The organism is Streptomyces fodineus (assembly GCF_001735805.1).
Classification (GTDB): Bacteria; Actinomycetota; Actinomycetes; order Streptomycetales; family Streptomycetaceae; genus Streptomyces; species Streptomyces fodineus.
Genome location: NZ_CP017248.1, coordinates 7267671 through 7283651 on the forward strand (window position 1 = coordinate 7267671; position 15981 = coordinate 7283651).

Below are 15981 nucleotides of genomic sequence, written 5' to 3' on the forward strand. Positions count from 1 at the left end.
CGCACCGGACGGCCGGCGAGCGATGAGTTTCCGGATCGTGCCGGGTCTACCTCGGTGAAAGCAATGGGCACCGCTTCCCCAGGAGATCCTCATGTCCGAGACCACCACCCCCGTCGTCCCCACCGCTTCCGTCGCCTCCACCGGCTCCGCCGGCGGCCGCAGGCGCGCGGCCCGGATCGCGCTGCGGACCGTGCAGGTGCTGCTCGCGCTGTTCTACGGCATCGCGAGCGCGCTGCCCAAGCTCATCGCGCACCCCTCGGCCGTCGAGTCCTTCGACAAGATCGGCTGGGGCAGCGGGGCGATGTACACCATCGGCGCGCTCGAACTCGCCGGAGCGGTCGCGCTGTTGATCCCCGTGCTGCAGTCGGTGGCGGCGATCGCGCTCAGTGCGCTGATGGTGGGCGCGTTCATCGTCCAGCTCACGGTCTTCGACGGCCAGTACGCCGCGACCCCGCTGATCCTGATGGTCCCGCTCACCCTGATCGCCTGGGCCCGCCGCGGCCACAACGCGGAACTGCTGCGCTTGGTACGGCGGCGGTGACCCTGCCGACGCCGACACGAACGCCGCCGACCGGGCGCGGGGGTCCGGTCGACGGCGTTGGCGGGTGCCGGTAAGGGCTCGCCCGCCTTCCTTCGGGTCACCGCTTGCGGTGGCGTCCGTCGGTTTCGTCGGGTCTGGGGTCGTGTTGGCTGGGTGGGGGCCGGGGCAATGTCGGCCGTGCGGGGGGGCGACGGTGCCGATGGGGGCCTGTGTGAGGTAAGCCCTTCGGGTCACCGTCCCCGGGGACGCCCGTCGGTCCCGCCGGACCCGGTCCCGCCGGACCCGGTCCCGCCGGACCCGGTTCCGCCGTGCCTACCGGCCCCACTGGACTTGGTTCTGCCGTACCTACCGGTCCCACCGGCCCCGGATCCGCTGCGCCTGCCGGTCTCGCGGCGTCCGCCGGAGCCCTCGCGGTCGCCCGACCCGGACCCGGCCGGTCCACCGGAACTACCGGGCTCGCCCGGGCCGCCGGATCCGGCGAAGCCGGCGGGGGCTGCGGCGCTGCCGAAGGCTCCGTAGCCGCCTGGAACACCGAGGCCGCGGAGGCGTTCCAGTTCGCGGCGGTCGCGCTTGGTGGGGCGGCCGGCGCCTCGGTCGCGGAGGCCGGCGGGGGCGACGGCCTCGCGGGGCGGGGGCGGAGGGGAGTTGTCGATGTAGCACTGCGCGGCCACGGGCGCGCCGACCCGCTTGCGGATCAGGCGCTTGACGATCACGACTCGTTCCCGGCCCTCGTGCCGCAGGCGCACCTCGTCGCCGACGCGCACGGAGTAGGCGGGCTTCACCCGCTCGCCGTTCACATGGACGTGGCCGCCCCGGCAGGCGGTGGCGCCGAGGGAACGCGTCTTGATCAGCCGCACGGCCCAGATCCAGCTGTCGATCCGGACGGTCTCGCCCTTGGCCGGCCCTGCGGCCTCGGCGGCGGCCACCGCGGCGGCGATCTTCGGATCGACCGGCTGGCCGACGGAGGCACCGGAGCCCTGGGTGTGCTGGGCGTCGTGGGCGGGGGTGGTCCCGTCCGGTCCGCCGGTCCCACGGTTCACGTTCTCGTCCGCATCCTCGGAAGCCATGCCCCGACCTTAACTCCGTCGGCCGGGCGAGCCGGAGGCGTTTTCCTGGGGGCGGCGGGTGCCGGGCGGTGAAGTGGCGGGGGTGCAGTCGAGGACAGAGGGCCGGGAACCCACGGGTTCGCGGCACTGACGGCCGCGCACCCCCGACCTGCTGGGGCATACGGTGGCTGTATGGACGACACCAGCCCCCTCGCCCGGCTCGACCGGCGTGTCGCTGACTGCCGGGCCTGCCCCCGGCTGGTCGAGTGGCGCGAGGAGGTGGCCCGCACGAAACGGGCCGCGTTCGCCGACTGGACGTACTGGGGGCGGCCGGTGCCCGGCTTCGGTCCCGCGGACGCCCGGCTGGTGATCATCGGGCTGGCCCCCGCCGCGCACGGCGGCAACCGCACCGGCCGGATGTTCACCGGTGACCGCTCCGGAGACGTCCTCTACCAGGCGCTGTACGACGTGGGGCTCGCCTCGCAGCCCACCTCCGTCAGCGCCGACGACGGGCTGGAGCTGTACGGCGTCCGTGTCACCGCGCCGGTGCACTGCGCCCCGCCCGCCAACAAACCGACCCCCGGCGAGCGCGACACCTGCCGCCCCTGGCTGGTCCAGGAACTGAGGCTGCTGCGCCCGACGTTGAAGGCCGCGGTCGTGCTCGGCGCCTTCGGCTGGCAGGCCGCGCTGCCCGCGTTGGCCGAGGCGGGCTGGACCGTGCCCCGGCCCCGCCCGGCCTTCGCCCACGGCACCCGGGTCGCCCTCGACGGCCTCGACCTCTTCGGATGCTTCCACGTCAGCCAGCGCAACACCTTCACCGGTCGGCTCACCGCCGAGATGCTGCGCGAAGTGCTGGGTACGGCCGCGGAGGCGGCCGGACTGCGGTAACCCACGCCAGCCGCCAGCCGCCTCTGGCTGGTGATGATCGCGCTGGCGGTCTGGTTCCTGGCCAAGGCCCACTGGCGCATCCCGCCGACTTCCACCCCGCGCCCGGTGTCCATCGGCGGCCTCGGCGCCTTCCTGGGCCCGCTGTTCGGTGTGATCGTGATCGACTACAGCCGTCACGGTGAGCCGGAACCGTCAGGGCCGGGCCGCCAGACGTACCGCACGTCCGGCTCCCGCTCCTCGTTGCCGCTGCCGTCGGTGAACTCGACGGCCGTGAAGCCGTGGCGCTCGTAGAAGCGGTGGGCGGGCCGGTTGACCTGGAAGGTCCACAGGGTCAGCCCGCCCGGGCTGCGCTCCTTGGCCAGAGCCACCAACCGGTCGCCGATGCCACGCCCCCGCCAGTCGGGGGCCAGGTACAGCTGGGACAGCAACTCCCCGTCCAGCACCATCAGTCCGATGATCCCGCCGCCGGGGGCCTGCGCCACCCAGGTCTCCCGCGACGGCACGACGACATCCCGGATGTACTCCCGCACCTCGTCGTCGGTGTGCGGCCGCACGACGGTGGGCAGGGCGGCACGGAAGGAGCGCAGATACACATCGGCGGCGGCACGGGCGTCGGCCGCCACGGCCCGGCGCAGCACGACCTCGTGCGTCACCGGCCTTCCTCCGCCCGCTCCGGCACCACGGCCGTGGCCGTGATCTCCACCAGCTGCCCGGTGTAGCCGAGGCAGGCGACACCGAGCAGCGTGGACGAGTGCGGCCCCGCACTCAGCCCGGAGGCCTCCACGACATCCCATACCGCGGACAGCACCGAGGGCTCGCTGCTCACCACGTAGACATCCGTGGCGACCACCTGCCCCAAGTCGCTTCCCACGGCCCGCAGTTGTTCCTCCAGGTTGGCGATCACCTGCTCGGCCTGCCGCACGGGATTGCCCTCGCCGACGAGCTTCCCCTCGGCGTCGAGAGGCACGGCCCCGGCGAGGAAGGCCAGCTTCGTCCCGGCCTCGACGACGGAGGCGTGGGAATAGGTGGGCGGCGGGAAGAGGGCAGGGACGGTGACGCGCCGGATCATGAGGGCTGCACTCCTACGGTGGCAGTGGACAACTTCACGATGATCGGTGCCGCTCGGCCCCGCCCGCATCCGATTTCTCAGGACGACGGGACATGGACGTAGAACGAGGAGACGCGGAGCGCGTCCGCGCCCGTCGGTCAGGTGTCGACGGCGACGGTGCCGGCGATGTCACGCCCGCCGCCGCGCGGCGATCGGATCCAGTACCTCCTCGAGAAGTCGTGGTCGTCATCGTGCTCCCGCCCGGCCGGGCCCGGTTCGCGCCGTAGCCGCTTCACGCTCGACACCGTGAACGACTCCGGAGCGCAGCACCGGCCGAGGGCGCCCTCGGTGAGCGAGGCCAGGTCCCAGAGGCCGAACCGCCGTCCCTCGCCGAACGCGACGGAGCGCAGCAGAGGGGAGGAGGACAGACGTTCGTGCAACCGAAGGGCTTGATCATCCTTCATGTGCCGGGAGCGCAGGGACACCCTCGCGGGCCGTCCCCGTACCGCGCGCTCTTCGTCCGGAGCTGTCATGCGCCCGGTGGCCCCGACTGCCGTTCGGACAGCCGCCGTTCGCACTCCTGTGCAAGGTCCGGGTACGCCTCGGCGATGGCGGCGTGGATCCGGCGGCGCAGCAGTTCCTCGGCCGCGGCACGTCCCGTGCTGCCGCGCAGTCCGTCCAGGAGCTCGTCGTACCGAGTCAGCCGATGCCTCAGGTAGTCGACCTTCCACCGGTCGAGCGCACGGGATCGGCGGACTGCGCCGCCGCGGGACCGGACGCGGGCCTCCACCGTTCGCCTGCCCGCTCCGCGTCCCGCCGTTCGCGGTGCTCGACCGCCGGCTCCGCGAGCCGCTGCGCGGTCAGACGCGGCACGTCGATGGGCTCCGCCGCGATCCGCGCCAGCACTTCCCGCCGTCGCCGCAGCGCCGCCGCCCGCGCCGCGGCGGACCGGCGGGCCGCTGCCGCCGCAACGGCCCGGAACTCCTCGCCGCGCTCGGCCGCCTCGACCCGGTCGAGGCGATACAACCGTGTCCGCGGTGCCGAGCCGAAGTGCGGGTTGCTCCGCAGCAGATCGGGCCCGCCGAGCAGTCGGCGGACCATGCCCGGTGTCCATCCCCGCGCGCGCTGCCCCGCCATCGACAGATGGGTGCGCCCCCGCGACGCGTCCGCCCGGCCCTCCGGGCACCGAGGCGCTTCCCCGTCCCGCTCCTGCCCGCTCGCTTCCCTGCCCTGGATCGTCACGACCGCCTCCCCCGTCGTCACACTGCGTTACGATTCCTTGATAACGCGTGCCACTGACAATGGCCGTGACCAGGGACGCAGGGCAGGAGCGGGCCTCAGGCGGCGGTCGTGAACCGCCCTCGGTGGATTCGCTCAGGCGCGATCGCCGTCAGCTCGGCCCCTGCCTGCGGGGGGCCCCGATCCGCGTCCCTGATCCGGGGAACGCGGCGTCGGCGGGTCGATCAGGTCTCCGACCCCGGCCACCTCCTGCAAGGTGCGGGCCAGAGCCGTCAGGGTGCGCCGTACCTCGGTGATCTCGCCGCGGAGCGCTTCGGCGTGCTCCCACTCCCGCTCCCACACCACCGGATCCCGGCCCTCCGGCCGCCGGGACTCGTACGCGGTGAGCCGGGGATGCCACGACGACAGCAGCGGGCGCAGGACCCGGTTGAGGACGGTGACCGCGAGGACGCCGAAGCTGACGTGGCCGGGGGCCAGGGGCGGAGCGACGTCGGGGCCGTAGCGGCGCAGGATCTCCCGGGTGGTGTTGAAGAACGTGTACAGCGAGGACAGCGCCTCGCGCAGGAACCCCTCGTCGCGGGCCAGTTCCTCCACCGACACCCGCGTCACCAGCTCCAGTTACAGCTCCCAGGCCGCGCTGCGCTCCGCGTCGGCGGGCTCCCAGGTGCCGGAGATCTCACCCACGAACGGAATCGTGAGCCTGGCCGTGATCTGCGAGGGACCGCTCGGTCGCCGTCGCCTGCGCTGCCTGTGTGCCATGATCGCCCTCCCCGGTACCCACAGTAGGGTAAGTCGCCGTGTGGGACGTCTTCCTCAGCTACAGCCGCGGTGATGTGGAGCGGATCCGTCCGCTCGTGCGCGCGCTGAGCGACGGCGGACTGAGGGTGTTCACGGACGAGACCGGCGTCGCGTCCTTCGCGGGCATCAGCGACACCATCCGGCGCGAACTGGGCCGTTCCAAGGCGCTGCTGGCGTACTACTCGGCCGCCTACCCCGAACGGGAAGCCTGCCAGTGGGAGCTGACGACGGCTTATCTCGCGGGCCTTGAGGAGGGCGATCCGCGGCGCCGGGTCATGGTCGTCAACCCGGAGCCCAGCACCGGGCACATCCACCCCGTCGAACTCCGCGACGCCCGGCACGCCTCCGCCGACGACCCCGTCGCCCTTGTGGACGACGTACGCGAGCACGTCGCACGGCTGGCCGGACCCATGACCATCCGCGAGCGCGGCGGCGGGCAGGGTCGGCACCGGGCGCCGGAACCGCACCCCGAGTTCCTGGGCCGGCTCTCCGAACTCTGGCACGTGCACTCCGCGCTGCACGCCCACGCGGCCCCCCTCACCGTCGGCCGGTCCGCCACCCGCACGGTGCAGATCCGGGGCATGGCAGGCATCGGCAAGACACTGCTCGCCCAGGAGTACGCGGTCCGCTTCGAGGCCGCCTATCCGGGCGGGGTGTACTGGCTGCGCGGACAGGACCACGGCGAGTCGCTGCGGGCGCTCGGACTGGGTGACCGGCAGGCCCTCGTCCGTCACTTCGACAGCGGCGGCGAACCGTTCCTGTGGATCGTCGACGCCGTCGCCCCGGAACGCACGCCGCTGCGGACGATCGCGGCGATGGCGGCTCCGCACCCCCTCGGGTACACCGTCTTCACCCTGCGCGGCCGCGCCTACGACGCCCTCGGTACCCCCGTCGACCTCGGCCCGCTGGACGACGCCCACGCGCGTGAACTCGTCGGCGGTGACATGGCGCTGGCCGAGGCGGTCGGGGGCCACCCCCTCGCCCTGTCCGTGTTGCGCCGGGCGCTCCAGGCGGGCCACCGCGCGCCCGACCTGTACGACCGGCTGCACGCGCGTGGGAGATCTCTCCTGGACACACTCGCCGGCGAGGACATCACGGCAGCCGTCGTCCACGACGTGGACACCCCGGACGCGGTGGACGTACTGCGCTGCGCGGCGGCGCTGCATCCCTTGCCGGTGACCGCCGACGACGTGGCCCGGGTGCTGGCCGCCGTCGACCGGGTGCCGGAGATCATGGCGGGCCGGCGCGCGGGCAACGGCATCGCGGAACTGCGTACGCGCAGCCTGCTGACGCCGGCCACCGACCCGGGGACCCACCGAACCGGCACCGACCGCTGGTCCCTCCACCCGGTGACCCTGCACGCCTGGCACCAGCACGACCCCGCCCCCGCCCGCGCCGAAGCCCTGCGGCACGCGGCCCTGCGCACCCTCTGCGGCCATCGCGAGGCGGTTACGCTGGCCCTACCCGGAAGCCGTAGGGAGGCCCTCGTGTCAGCAGCCCCGAGCGAGTCGGAGCGGATGGCGGCCTTCGACATCCAGGTCGAGCTGGTCACCCGGATCGGTGTGCAGGAACTGGCACCCGGCACGGGAAGCCTGCGCGAGGCGCTGTCGTCGCTGAAGTCACTCATCGACTTCACGCGCGGCACGCTGCACACCTACAGCATCCGCCTGGAGCAGGGGTCGCCGGCCGGGGCGACCACCGTCCAGGGCCTCGCCTACGCCCTGATCAACGACACCATCCGGCCCTTCACCACCACCTGGCACCCCAGGCTCGCCGCATACGAGGCCCGGCGCCCCGCCGACGTAGCGCCGCTCGACCACGAACTCGCCTGGCCGCAGGCGTCCGAGATGCGGACCGATCTCGCGGCGCTGCGCGAGCCGTTGCGGCGCATCGCGGAGCGACTCGCGGAAATTTCGGGAGCGGACTTCGGGATGGCTGCGGCAGGCTGAGGGCATGCCCCGGTCTTCCGAAGCCGACTTCCTCGCCCGCACCGCCGACCGCCTCGCCGCCCTCCCCACCGTCCGGGCGGTCGCCCTCGGCGGCTCCCGCGCCCAGGGCACCCACCGCCCCGACAGCGACTGGGACCTGGCGATCTACTACCGCGGCGCCTTCGACCCGGACGACCTGCGGACCGTCGGCTGGGAAGGGGAGGTGTCCGGCATCGGCGACTGGGGCGGCGGAGTGTTCAACGGCGGGGCCTGGCTGACCATCGAGGGCCGCCGCGTCGACGTCCACTACCGGGACCTGGAGGTGGTCGAACACGAGCTGGCAGAGGCGGAGGAGGGCCGGTTCCGGGTGGAGCCGCTGCTCTTCCACCTGGCCGGCATCCCCACCTACCTGCTGGTGGCCGAACTGGCCGTCAACCAGGTCCTGCACGGCGAGCTGCCCCGCCCGGCACCGTACCCGGCCAAGCTACGCCTCGCCGCCGCCGGCCACTGGCACGGCACGGCCCGCGCCACCCTCGCGTATGCGAAGGCCAACCACGCGCCCCACGGCCGCCTCACGGAGACCGCCGGCGCCATCGCCACGGCCGCCGCCCAGGCCGCGCACGGCGTACTCGCGGTACGCGGCGAGTGGGTGACGAACGAGAAGCGGCTGCTGGAGAGAGCCGGGCTGCGTTCGGTCGACGCCATCCTCATGGAGGCGAGCGGTACCGACACCGACGCGCTGACGACCGCGATCACCAGGACCGAGTCCCTCGTCGAAGCGGCGCATGCCGCCGCGGCTTCCGCCTCTCGCGACACGGCCCGCGACGTTACGCGGACAGGGCGTACCAGCCGATTGCGTTCATAAAGAAACCAGCCACCCGGGCACCTTTCACCTCCCTGAAACGTGATCGTCCCGTTTGCTCGGCTAACCGGCTCTACCGTGGAGGCACGGTCCACCGGCCACCGTCGTCCGAAGGTCCACCCCGCCCTCGTACGACAGGAGCCCCGTGTCCCGCCCCGCCGCACCCCCCTGGCTCGCCCATGCCCTCCGTGCCCAGCGCGGTCCCGTGCCCTGGAGTGCGGTGGTCCGGGGTGCGCTGGCCGCCGGGCCGCTGCTGCTCGCCGGTGTCGGCACGGGACGTACCGCACCCGGCGTGCTCGCCGCCATCGGCGCCATGCTCGCCGGTATCAACGACCGGCCCGGCAGCCGGCGGGCCGCCGTCAAGCGGCTCGGGGTGCCCGCGCTGGCCGGGACGCTCGGGCTGCTCGCGGGAACGTATGCGGGACAGGGGCTGGCCGCCGTACCGCTGACCCTGGCGCTCACCGGGCTCGGGCTGATCGCCGGTGGCATCAGCGCGGTCGGGCCCGTCGCCTCCGCCGCCGGAACGCAACTGCTCGTCGGTGCCGCGATCGGCGCCGGGATGCCCGCGGCCGACAGCGGCTGGCAGCGGGCCCTCGCCTTCCTCGCCGGAGCCGGCTGGCTGCTGGTGCTGCGGCTCGCCCTGCCCACGCCCGGTTCGCTCGCCGGGGACTTCCGGTTCGACGGGGAGCGGGCGGCGGTCGCCGCGGTGTACGACGCCATCGCCGCGCTGGTCGAGGCGGTGGGCGGGGCGCAGGCCACCGCCCGGCGGGCCGCGCTCACCGCCGCCCTCGACCAGGCCCAGGACGCACTCGCCGGGCCCCGGCTGCGCCGGTACGCCAGTTCCGCCGCCGAGCGCCGGCTGCACGCCCAGTACGCGGCCGCCCTGCCCCTCGCCGAGGCCGCCACCGCCCTGTTCTGGGCGGGAGAACCCGTCTCGGCGCGGGCCGCGGAAGGGCCCCGCCGCCTCGCCGCCGCCGTCCGCGGCAACACCGGCGCCGGCCCGCTCCCCGCACCTCACAGGTCCGACCCCGCCCTGCGCGCCCTGGACGGCGCCCTGCTGCGCGCCGCCGAGGCCTTCGATGGGGTCGAGGGCGCCCGGGACCGGCTGCTCACCGGGCCCCGGCGACTTGCCGCCGCCGTCCGCGGTAACCCCGGTGCCGGCCCATTGCCCGCACCTCGCAGGTCCGCCCCCGGCCTGCGGGCCCTGGACGGCGCCTTGTTGCGCGCCGCCGAGGCCTTCGATGGGGTCGAGGGCGCCCGGGACCGGCTGCTCACCGGGCCCCGGCGACTTGCCGCCGCCGTCCGCGGTAACACCGGTACCGGCCCACTGCCCGCACCTGACAGGTCCTCCGCCGTCCGCGGCAACACCGGTGCCGGCCCGCTGCCCGCACCTCGCAGGTCCGCCCCCGCCCTGCGGGCCCTGGACGGCGCCCTGTTGCGCGCCGCCGAGGCCTTCGGCCGGGTCGAGGGCGCGCGGGACCGGCTGCTCACCAGGCCCCGGGGCGTCCGGGACGGGCTGCGGGACGCGTTCGGCACCGGCGGACGCGAGTACGGGCTGCGCGTCGCCCTCTGCTTCGGAGCCAGCGCCGCCATCGCCCAGGCGCTGCACCACACCCGCTGGTACGGCCCCCACCAGCACTGGTACTGGCTGCCCGCCACCGCCGTCTTCCTGGTCAAGCCCGATCTCGGGCCGCTGGCCTCCCGGGTGCTGTGCCGGGCCGCCGGCACCGTGCTGGGCGCCCTGGTGTTCGCCGGGCTCGCCGCGCTGCTGCCACGGCCCGCGGGGCTGATCGCGCTGGTCGCGGTCTGCGGGGCGCTCGTGCCGGTCGCCACCCGGCACTTCGCCGCACTGACGGCCGTCGTCACCGTCCTCGTCCTCGCCCTGGTCATGGCCGGCGGCGAGCCGCAGGCCTCCGTCAGCCGGATCGGCGAGACCCTGCTCGCGTGCGCACTCGTGCTGGTCGTGGGGCATCTGCCGATGCCGGGGGAGCGCGGCGGCGCCGTACGGGCCCGGCTCGCCGCCGCCGGGAGCGCCGCGCACGCCTATCTCGTCCACGTCCTCGCCCTCGGCGAGTCCGGCGACCGCGCCGAGCGGTGGGCGCTGCGCCGGGAGGCCTACCGCACCCTCGCCGAGGCCCGTACCGCCATCGCGCTCGCCGCCGCCGAACTGCCCGCCCTCGCCCGGCACACCGCGGGCACGGACGCCGTCGCGGAAGTCCTGGAGCGACTTGTCGACACCACCACGGCCTGCGCCGTCCACCTCGACGACACGGGCCGGCTCACACCCCGGCACATCGGGCAACTGCACGACACGCTCGCCGAGTTGGAGCTGCACGGCGTCGAGGTGCCACTGCCCGCCGCCGCGTAGCCGTACGGTGGGCCCATGCGTGCCCGCCCCGCCGACCTGGTCATCACCGGCTGCACCGTGCTCCTCCACGAGGAGCATGACGAGGAGCAACGGATCGGCTTCCGCGAGGACGCGGCGATCGTCGTACGCGACCGGGTGATCGAGTCGGTCACCGGCGCCGCGTCCGTGCGGGAGCTGCCCGCCCGGGAGCGGATCGAGGCGCACGGGCAGGTCGCCATGCCCGGGTTGATCAACTGCCACACGCACGCCCCGATGGTGGTCCTGCGCGGCCTCGCCGAGGACCTGCCCATCGAGGAGTGGTTCAACGACGTCGTCTGGCCCGTCGAGTCCAACCTCACCGCCCGCGACGTGGAGCTGGGCGCGTGGCTCGCCTGCGCGGAGATGATCCGGGGCGGGGTGACCTGCTTCGCCGACCACTACTTCCACATGGACGCCGTCGCCGCCGTCGTCGCCGAGTGCGGCCTGCGCGCCCACCTCGGCGAGGCCTACTTCTCCAGCCAGGGTCCCGAAGGACGGGAGCGGTCGGCCGAGTTCGCCCTCCGCCACCGCGGCGGCGCGGACGGCCGTATCACCACCGCCCTCGCCCCGCACGCCCCCTACACCGTCACCGGCGCCGACCTCGCCGCCACCGCCGGACTCGCCCGCGCCCACGGCCTGCCCGTCCATCTCCACGCCGCCGAGAACCGCGACCAGACCGACACCAGCCTCGCCCGGCACGGCCTCACCCCCATCGAGGTCCTGGACCGCGCCGGACTCCTCGACACCGACCTGCTCATCGCCCACGGCACGGGCATCGTGGAGCGCGACCTTCCGCTGCTGGCCCGCACGGGCGGCCGTACGGCCGTGGCGACCGCGCCCCGCGGCTACCTCAGGTTCGCCTGGCCGGACACGACTCCGGTACGGGCCCTGCGCGCCGCCGGTGTCCCCGTCGGCCTCGCCACCGACGGCGCCGCCTCCAACAACTCCCTGGACGTCTGGGAGTCGATGACGCTGACCTCCCTGATCCAGAAGTCGACCGAGGGCGATCCACGCTGGCTGACCTCACGTCAGGCTCTGCACCACGCCGGCCCGCAGAGCGCCCGCGCCCTCGGCCTCGGTGACCGTGTGGGCGCCCTCGCGCCCGGCCGGCGCGCCGACATCATCCTGGTCGACCTCACCGGCCCGCACACCCAGCCCGTCCACGACCTCGCCGCCACCCTCGTCCACAGCGCGCGCTCCTCGGACGTCCGCACGACCGTCGTCGACGGCCGGGTCCTGATGCGCGACCGGCAGCTCCTGACCGTCGATGTGCCGTCCGTCGTACAGGAGTTGAAGCGACGGCTGCCCGCACTGACCGACCGGGGGCATGGACGGCGCATCCAGGAGTACGGCGGCTGAGCCCGCGTAGGCTGCGGGCCATGGATCTCGCGGACGGCCTCATCGACCAGCCCTACGACGTCTACCGGCGCCTGCGCGACACCGCGCCCGTGCACCGCATCACCGGACCCGACGGCACCCCCGCCTGGCTCGTCACCCGGTACGACGACGTCCGTGCCGCGCTCGCCGACCCGCGGCTGTCGCTGGACAAACGCAGCGGCACGGCCGGCCGGTACAAGGGCCTCTTGCTGCCGCCCGCCCTCGACGCCAACCTCCTCAACATGGACCCGCCGGACCACACCCGCATCCGGCGCCTGGTCGGCCGCGCCTTCACCCCGCGCCGCGTCCAGCAACTGCGCGAGCCGATCCGCCGGACCGCCGACCAACTCCTCGACGCGCTCGGCCCGCACGGCAGCACGGACCTGGTCGCCTCCTACACCGCCCCGCTGCCCATCACCGTCATCTGCGACCTGCTCGGCATCCCCGAGGGCGACCGGCTGGACTTCCGGCAGTGGACCGACAGCCTCACCGCCCCCGACCCGGCCCGCCCGGACGCCTCGAAGCAGGCGATGGAGGCCATGCTCGGTTTCCTCACCCGGCTGCTCGAGGCCAAGCGCCGGGCGCCCGCCGACGACCTCCTCTCCGACCTGATCGCCGTACGCGACGAGGGCGACCGGCTCACCGAGGACGAGCTGATGTCGCTGGCCTTCCTCATCCTGTTCGCCGGGTACGAGAACACGGTCCAGCTCATCGGCAACGCCGTGCTCGCCCTCCTCCAGCACCCGGACCAGCTGGCCGCCCTGCGCAAGGATCCGGAACAACTCCCCGCCGCGGTCGAGGAGTTCGCCCGGTACGAGGGTCCCATGCTGCTCGCCATGCGCCGGTTCCCGCTCGAGGACGTGACGATCGCCGGGGTGACCATCCCCGCGGGCGAGACCGTCTGGGTCTCGCTGTCCGCCGCCGACCGCGACCCCGCCCGCTTCCCCGACCCCGACCGCCTCGACCTCTCCCGCGACGCCGCCGGCCATCTCGCCCTCGGCCACGGCATCCACTACTGCCTCGGCGCACCCCTGGCCCGCGCGGAAACCGAGATCGCCCTCGCGGCCCTGCTGGAACGCCTCCCCGGACTCGCCCTGGCCGAGCCGCAGCCGACCTGGCGGCGATCGACGCGCGCTCGGGGGCTGAGGGCATTGCCGGTGACGTACTGACGGCCCGGACGGACGGGGCCCGGTGGCTGAGGGCTGGACCGGCGGGTCCTGGAAGCTGGTGGCTGGACCGGCGGGTCTCGGGGGATGGTGGGGGACTGACGAGGTGTCGGGAGCTGGCGGCCGGGCGCCGCTCACCGCCCTCGGCCGCAGCCCCGCCGGCAGTGGCCCGCTCCGGTTTCACGACGAGTACGACTCCTGACACGGAGGGTCCGGTTCGTGTCACAAAGTGAACGGATCCTCACGGTCCGCCCCGAAAGGGTGTAGGTAATGTCTCAGTACCGTCATTGAGCGAGGCGTTTCCCTTCTCCAGGGCGTTAACTCCTATCAGTACGACGCTTTCTGGAGGTGCGAGATGGTGAACGGGCGAACGGTGCTCGAACGCTTTCCCGCCGGTGGCCCGCGGGGATCCTGGCCCGCTGAGGAGTTCGCGCGGGCCCGGCGTCTGGAAGGCCTGCCGGCCGAGGTCGTCATGGACCTCGCGACGGACACGTTCCTGGTGATCGTGCGCGGCGGCGACGCGGCGGAGTGAGCCGGCTCAGCTCGGCCGCGGCGCCGGTACCTTCGCCGTGAACTGTTCCGCCTGCAACGCGTACAGCTCGGCGTAGACACCGCCCCTGGCCAGCAGCTCCTGCGGCGTGCCGGACTCCACCAGCCGCCCGTGCTCCAGCACATGCACCAGGTCGGCGTGCCGGACCGAGGCCAGCCGGTGGGTGATCAGTACGACCGTCTGCCCGCTGCCGGCCAGCGCCCGGATCTTCTCGAACACCTCCAGCTCGGCCCGCGCGTCCAGCGCCGCCGTCGGCTCGTCCACGATCAGCACCCGCCCGCGCCGGTACGCCGCCCGGGCGATGCCCAGCCGCTGCCACTGACCGCCGGACAGCTCGTGCCCGCCGCTGAAGTCGCGGGCCAGCAGGGTGTCCAGACCGCGCGGCAGATCCGCGACCACCTCCTCGGCGCCCGCCTCGGTGACCGCCATGGCCAGGCGTTCCTCGGTCATGGGCACGGCGGAGCGGCCGACGGCCACGTTCACCCGGGCGGTGAACGGCCAGCGCTTGAAGTCCTGGGCCACCATCGCGATCCGCTCGGCGAGCAGCCGCCGGTCGGCCCGCGCCGCGTCGACGCCGTCCCACAGGATCCGGCCCCGGTCCGGCGTGTACAGGCCCGCGAGCAGCTTGACCAGCGTGGACTTGCCCGAACCGTTCTCGCCGACGAGTGCGATGATCCGGCCGAGCGGCAGCGTGAGGGTGACGTCGTCCAGCGCGGGGCGGGCCGCGTCACCCGGGTAGCCGAAGGTGACGTGCTCGAACCGGATCTCCTTGGGGTCCTCCGGCAGGGCCTCGCCGCCCGCCGGGATGGCCCGTTCGGCCGCCTCCACGTACAGCCGTTGCAGATCCCCGACGAACAGGGCCTCCTCGTGCAGCTGGTTGATCTCCAGCACGAGGGTGTCCAGGCTCGACGCTCCCGTACGGATCGCGATCACCGCCGTACCCGCCACCGACAGGGCCATCGCCCCGGCCAGCAGCAGCGCGCCGAGCGTGGCGTAGGTCGCGAGGGTGGCGAGGCCCGTCCAGCCCGCCGCGATGAGGCCGGTCCGGGCGGCGAGCCGGGACAGCCGGGCCTGCTCCGCCTCCGCCGTCTCCGACATGGACCGGAAGTGCCGTAGCAGGAAGGGGCCGACTCCGTGCACCCGGATCTCCGGGGCCGCGGCGGGTTCGGTGAGCAGATGGCTGATCAGCCGGCCGGCGCGGGCGTGCTGCACCCAGACGTGGAAGGACTCGTAGCGGCGCCGGGCGTTGGTCAGCGCGCTCCAGGCGCTGGGCAGGGTCATGGTGACCAGCAGTGGCAGCAGGACCGGATGCAGCACGGCCAGCACGCCCGCCGCCGCGACCAGCGAGATCAGCGCGCCGATCACCCGGGTGCCGTAGGAGATCATGCGGCGTGCGGACTCGGCGCCGTACTGGGCGGTGTCCAGCAGTTTGTGGAAGGCGTGGTCCTCGATCGCGGCCAGCTCCACGTTCGCCGCCCGCTCCAGGTACAGCTCGGTCGCCACCCGCTCCACCTTGGGTTCCAGCCGCCCGATGGCGTAGGTGGAGGCCGCCCGCAGCAGGACGCCCACGAGCGATACGGCGGCCATGGCGAGCAGCGCGGGAGCGGCCGCGCGCAGCCGCTGGCCGATGTCCGGTCCGGTCAGCAGCCTGCCGAGCGCGCTGTTGACGGCCAGCAGGCTCACCGCCTGGGCGCCGCCGCGGACCGCCTCGGCGGCCAGGACGATCCGCGCGGCCGGGGCGTCGGCCTGCAGGGCCAGACGGAGACTGGACGCGAGCATGCCGGGCAGCCGGACCACCATCGCGCGGAAGCTCAGCTTCAGGATGGCGTCCTCGTGCTCGCTCCAGCCCTTGTCGTAGCGCAGCGGCCCCCCGAACAGCAGCCGCTCCGACCCCGACACCACGGGCTCGGGCGTCCCCCGCCTCTTCCTCACCTGACCTCCCGGAGCGTGACGGAACGGCCACTATCGCCGGGCGGGCCGGGGGTGGGGGAGGGCGTGTGGGGGAGTGTCAGGGGAGCGAAGGGGGCGTACGGGCGGGACTCCGCAGAGAGGTCCGCCGATCAGCCGACCCGGGGGGAATCGACCTAGGGTCGCGGCACTGCACCGATATGCGGCTCCGCCGCGTGGGCGCGACCGACCACGGACAAGCCGC

16 protein-coding genes are annotated in these 15981 nt (G+C 74.0%); 8 read left to right on the plus strand and 8 right to left on the minus strand.

Annotated elements, in window-relative coordinates; genetic code table 11:
• Nucleotides 1–91 precede the first annotated feature (91 nt).
• Nucleotides 92–541 carry a DoxX family protein gene (locus tag BFF78_RS31245; RefSeq protein WP_069781478.1) on the plus strand — a complete coding sequence of 150 codons (450 nt, stop codon included), beginning with the start codon at nucleotides 92–94 and terminating at the stop codon, nucleotides 539–541.
• A gap of 230 nt (nucleotides 542–771) precedes the next feature.
• Here the strand turns inward: BFF78_RS31245 and BFF78_RS31250 are convergent, their stop codons facing one another.
• Nucleotides 772–1608 (minus strand): RNA-binding S4 domain-containing protein, encoded by an 837-nt coding sequence (locus tag BFF78_RS31250; protein WP_069781479.1) that lies wholly within the window; start codon nucleotides 1606–1608, stop codon nucleotides 772–774.
• Nucleotides 1609–1779: 171 nt separating this feature from the next.
• Between BFF78_RS31250 and BFF78_RS31255 the strand changes: the two genes are divergently transcribed.
• Nucleotides 1780–2475: a uracil-DNA glycosylase gene (locus BFF78_RS31255; protein ID WP_069781480.1), complete on the plus strand. Its 696-nt coding sequence runs from the start codon at nucleotides 1780–1782 to the stop codon at nucleotides 2473–2475.
• A 173-nt stretch (nucleotides 2476–2648) separates the two neighbouring features.
• On the opposite strand, the gene BFF78_RS31260 is transcribed toward BFF78_RS31255, so the two are convergent.
• The 6 genes from BFF78_RS31260 to BFF78_RS48520 all read right to left on the minus strand — a co-directional run bounded on the left by BFF78_RS31260 (nucleotide 2649) and on the right by BFF78_RS48520 (nucleotide 5521).
• Nucleotides 2649–3128, minus strand: coding sequence for a GNAT family N-acetyltransferase (locus BFF78_RS31260; RefSeq protein WP_069781481.1), 480 nt, complete (start codon nucleotides 3126–3128; stop codon nucleotides 2649–2651).
• Complete coding sequence (locus BFF78_RS31265; protein WP_069781482.1) at nucleotides 3125–3544, minus strand: RidA family protein; 420 nt, start codon at nucleotides 3542–3544, stop codon at nucleotides 3125–3127. The genes BFF78_RS31260 and BFF78_RS31265 overlap by 4 nt, the downstream gene beginning before the upstream one ends.
• A gap of 137 nt (nucleotides 3545–3681) precedes the next feature.
• Nucleotides 3682–3987 (minus strand): hypothetical protein, encoded by a 306-nt coding sequence (locus BFF78_RS31270; protein WP_159033086.1) that lies wholly within the window; start codon nucleotides 3985–3987, stop codon nucleotides 3682–3684.
• Nucleotides 3988–4234: 247 nt separating this feature from the next.
• On the minus strand, nucleotides 4235–4786 hold the full coding sequence (locus tag BFF78_RS31275) for a hypothetical protein (RefSeq protein WP_227025971.1): 552 nt from the start codon (nucleotides 4784–4786) through the stop codon (nucleotides 4235–4237).
• A gap of 111 nt (nucleotides 4787–4897) precedes the next feature.
• Complete coding sequence (locus BFF78_RS31280; protein ID WP_227025972.1) at nucleotides 4898–5371, minus strand: hypothetical protein; 474 nt, start codon at nucleotides 5369–5371, stop codon at nucleotides 4898–4900.
• A gap of 9 nt (nucleotides 5372–5380) precedes the next feature.
• Nucleotides 5381–5521, minus strand: a complete 141-nt coding sequence (locus tag BFF78_RS48520) for a hypothetical protein (RefSeq protein ID WP_227025973.1) — start codon at nucleotides 5519–5521, stop codon at nucleotides 5381–5383.
• A 38-nt stretch (nucleotides 5522–5559) separates the two neighbouring features.
• Here BFF78_RS48520 and BFF78_RS43845 point away from each other — a divergent pair, with 38 nt between their 5' ends.
• The 6 genes from BFF78_RS43845 to BFF78_RS47040 all read left to right on the plus strand — a co-directional run bounded on the left by BFF78_RS43845 (nucleotide 5560) and on the right by BFF78_RS47040 (nucleotide 13811).
• The gene (locus tag BFF78_RS43845) at nucleotides 5560–7509 is read left to right on the plus strand and encodes a tetratricopeptide repeat protein (protein WP_079161555.1); all 1950 of its coding nucleotides are present in this window, start codon (nucleotides 5560–5562) and stop codon (nucleotides 7507–7509) included.
• A gap of 4 nt (nucleotides 7510–7513) precedes the next feature.
• Nucleotides 7514–8353 (plus strand): nucleotidyltransferase domain-containing protein, encoded by an 840-nt coding sequence (locus BFF78_RS31290; RefSeq protein WP_079161556.1) that lies wholly within the window; start codon nucleotides 7514–7516, stop codon nucleotides 8351–8353.
• Nucleotides 8354–8495: 142 nt separating this feature from the next.
• Nucleotides 8496–10718, plus strand: coding sequence for an FUSC family protein (locus BFF78_RS43850; protein ID WP_227025974.1), 2223 nt, complete (start codon nucleotides 8496–8498; stop codon nucleotides 10716–10718).
• A 15-nt stretch (nucleotides 10719–10733) separates the two neighbouring features.
• Nucleotides 10734–12095, plus strand: a complete 1362-nt coding sequence (locus BFF78_RS31305; protein ID WP_069781484.1) for an amidohydrolase — start codon at nucleotides 10734–10736, stop codon at nucleotides 12093–12095.
• Nucleotides 12096–12115: 20 nt separating this feature from the next.
• Nucleotides 12116–13282, plus strand: a complete 1167-nt coding sequence (locus BFF78_RS31310; protein ID WP_069781485.1) for a cytochrome P450 family protein — start codon at nucleotides 12116–12118, stop codon at nucleotides 13280–13282.
• Nucleotides 13283–13634: 352 nt separating this feature from the next.
• Nucleotides 13635–13811 (plus strand): hypothetical protein, encoded by a 177-nt coding sequence (locus tag BFF78_RS47040; RefSeq protein WP_099054969.1) that lies wholly within the window; start codon nucleotides 13635–13637, stop codon nucleotides 13809–13811.
• 6 nt (nucleotides 13812–13817) lie between these two features.
• On the opposite strand, the gene BFF78_RS31315 is transcribed toward BFF78_RS47040, so the two are convergent.
• Nucleotides 13818–15761, minus strand: coding sequence for an ABC transporter ATP-binding protein (locus BFF78_RS31315; protein ID WP_069781486.1), 1944 nt, complete (start codon nucleotides 15759–15761; stop codon nucleotides 13818–13820).
• Between the last annotated feature and the right edge of the window lie 220 nt (nucleotides 15762–15981).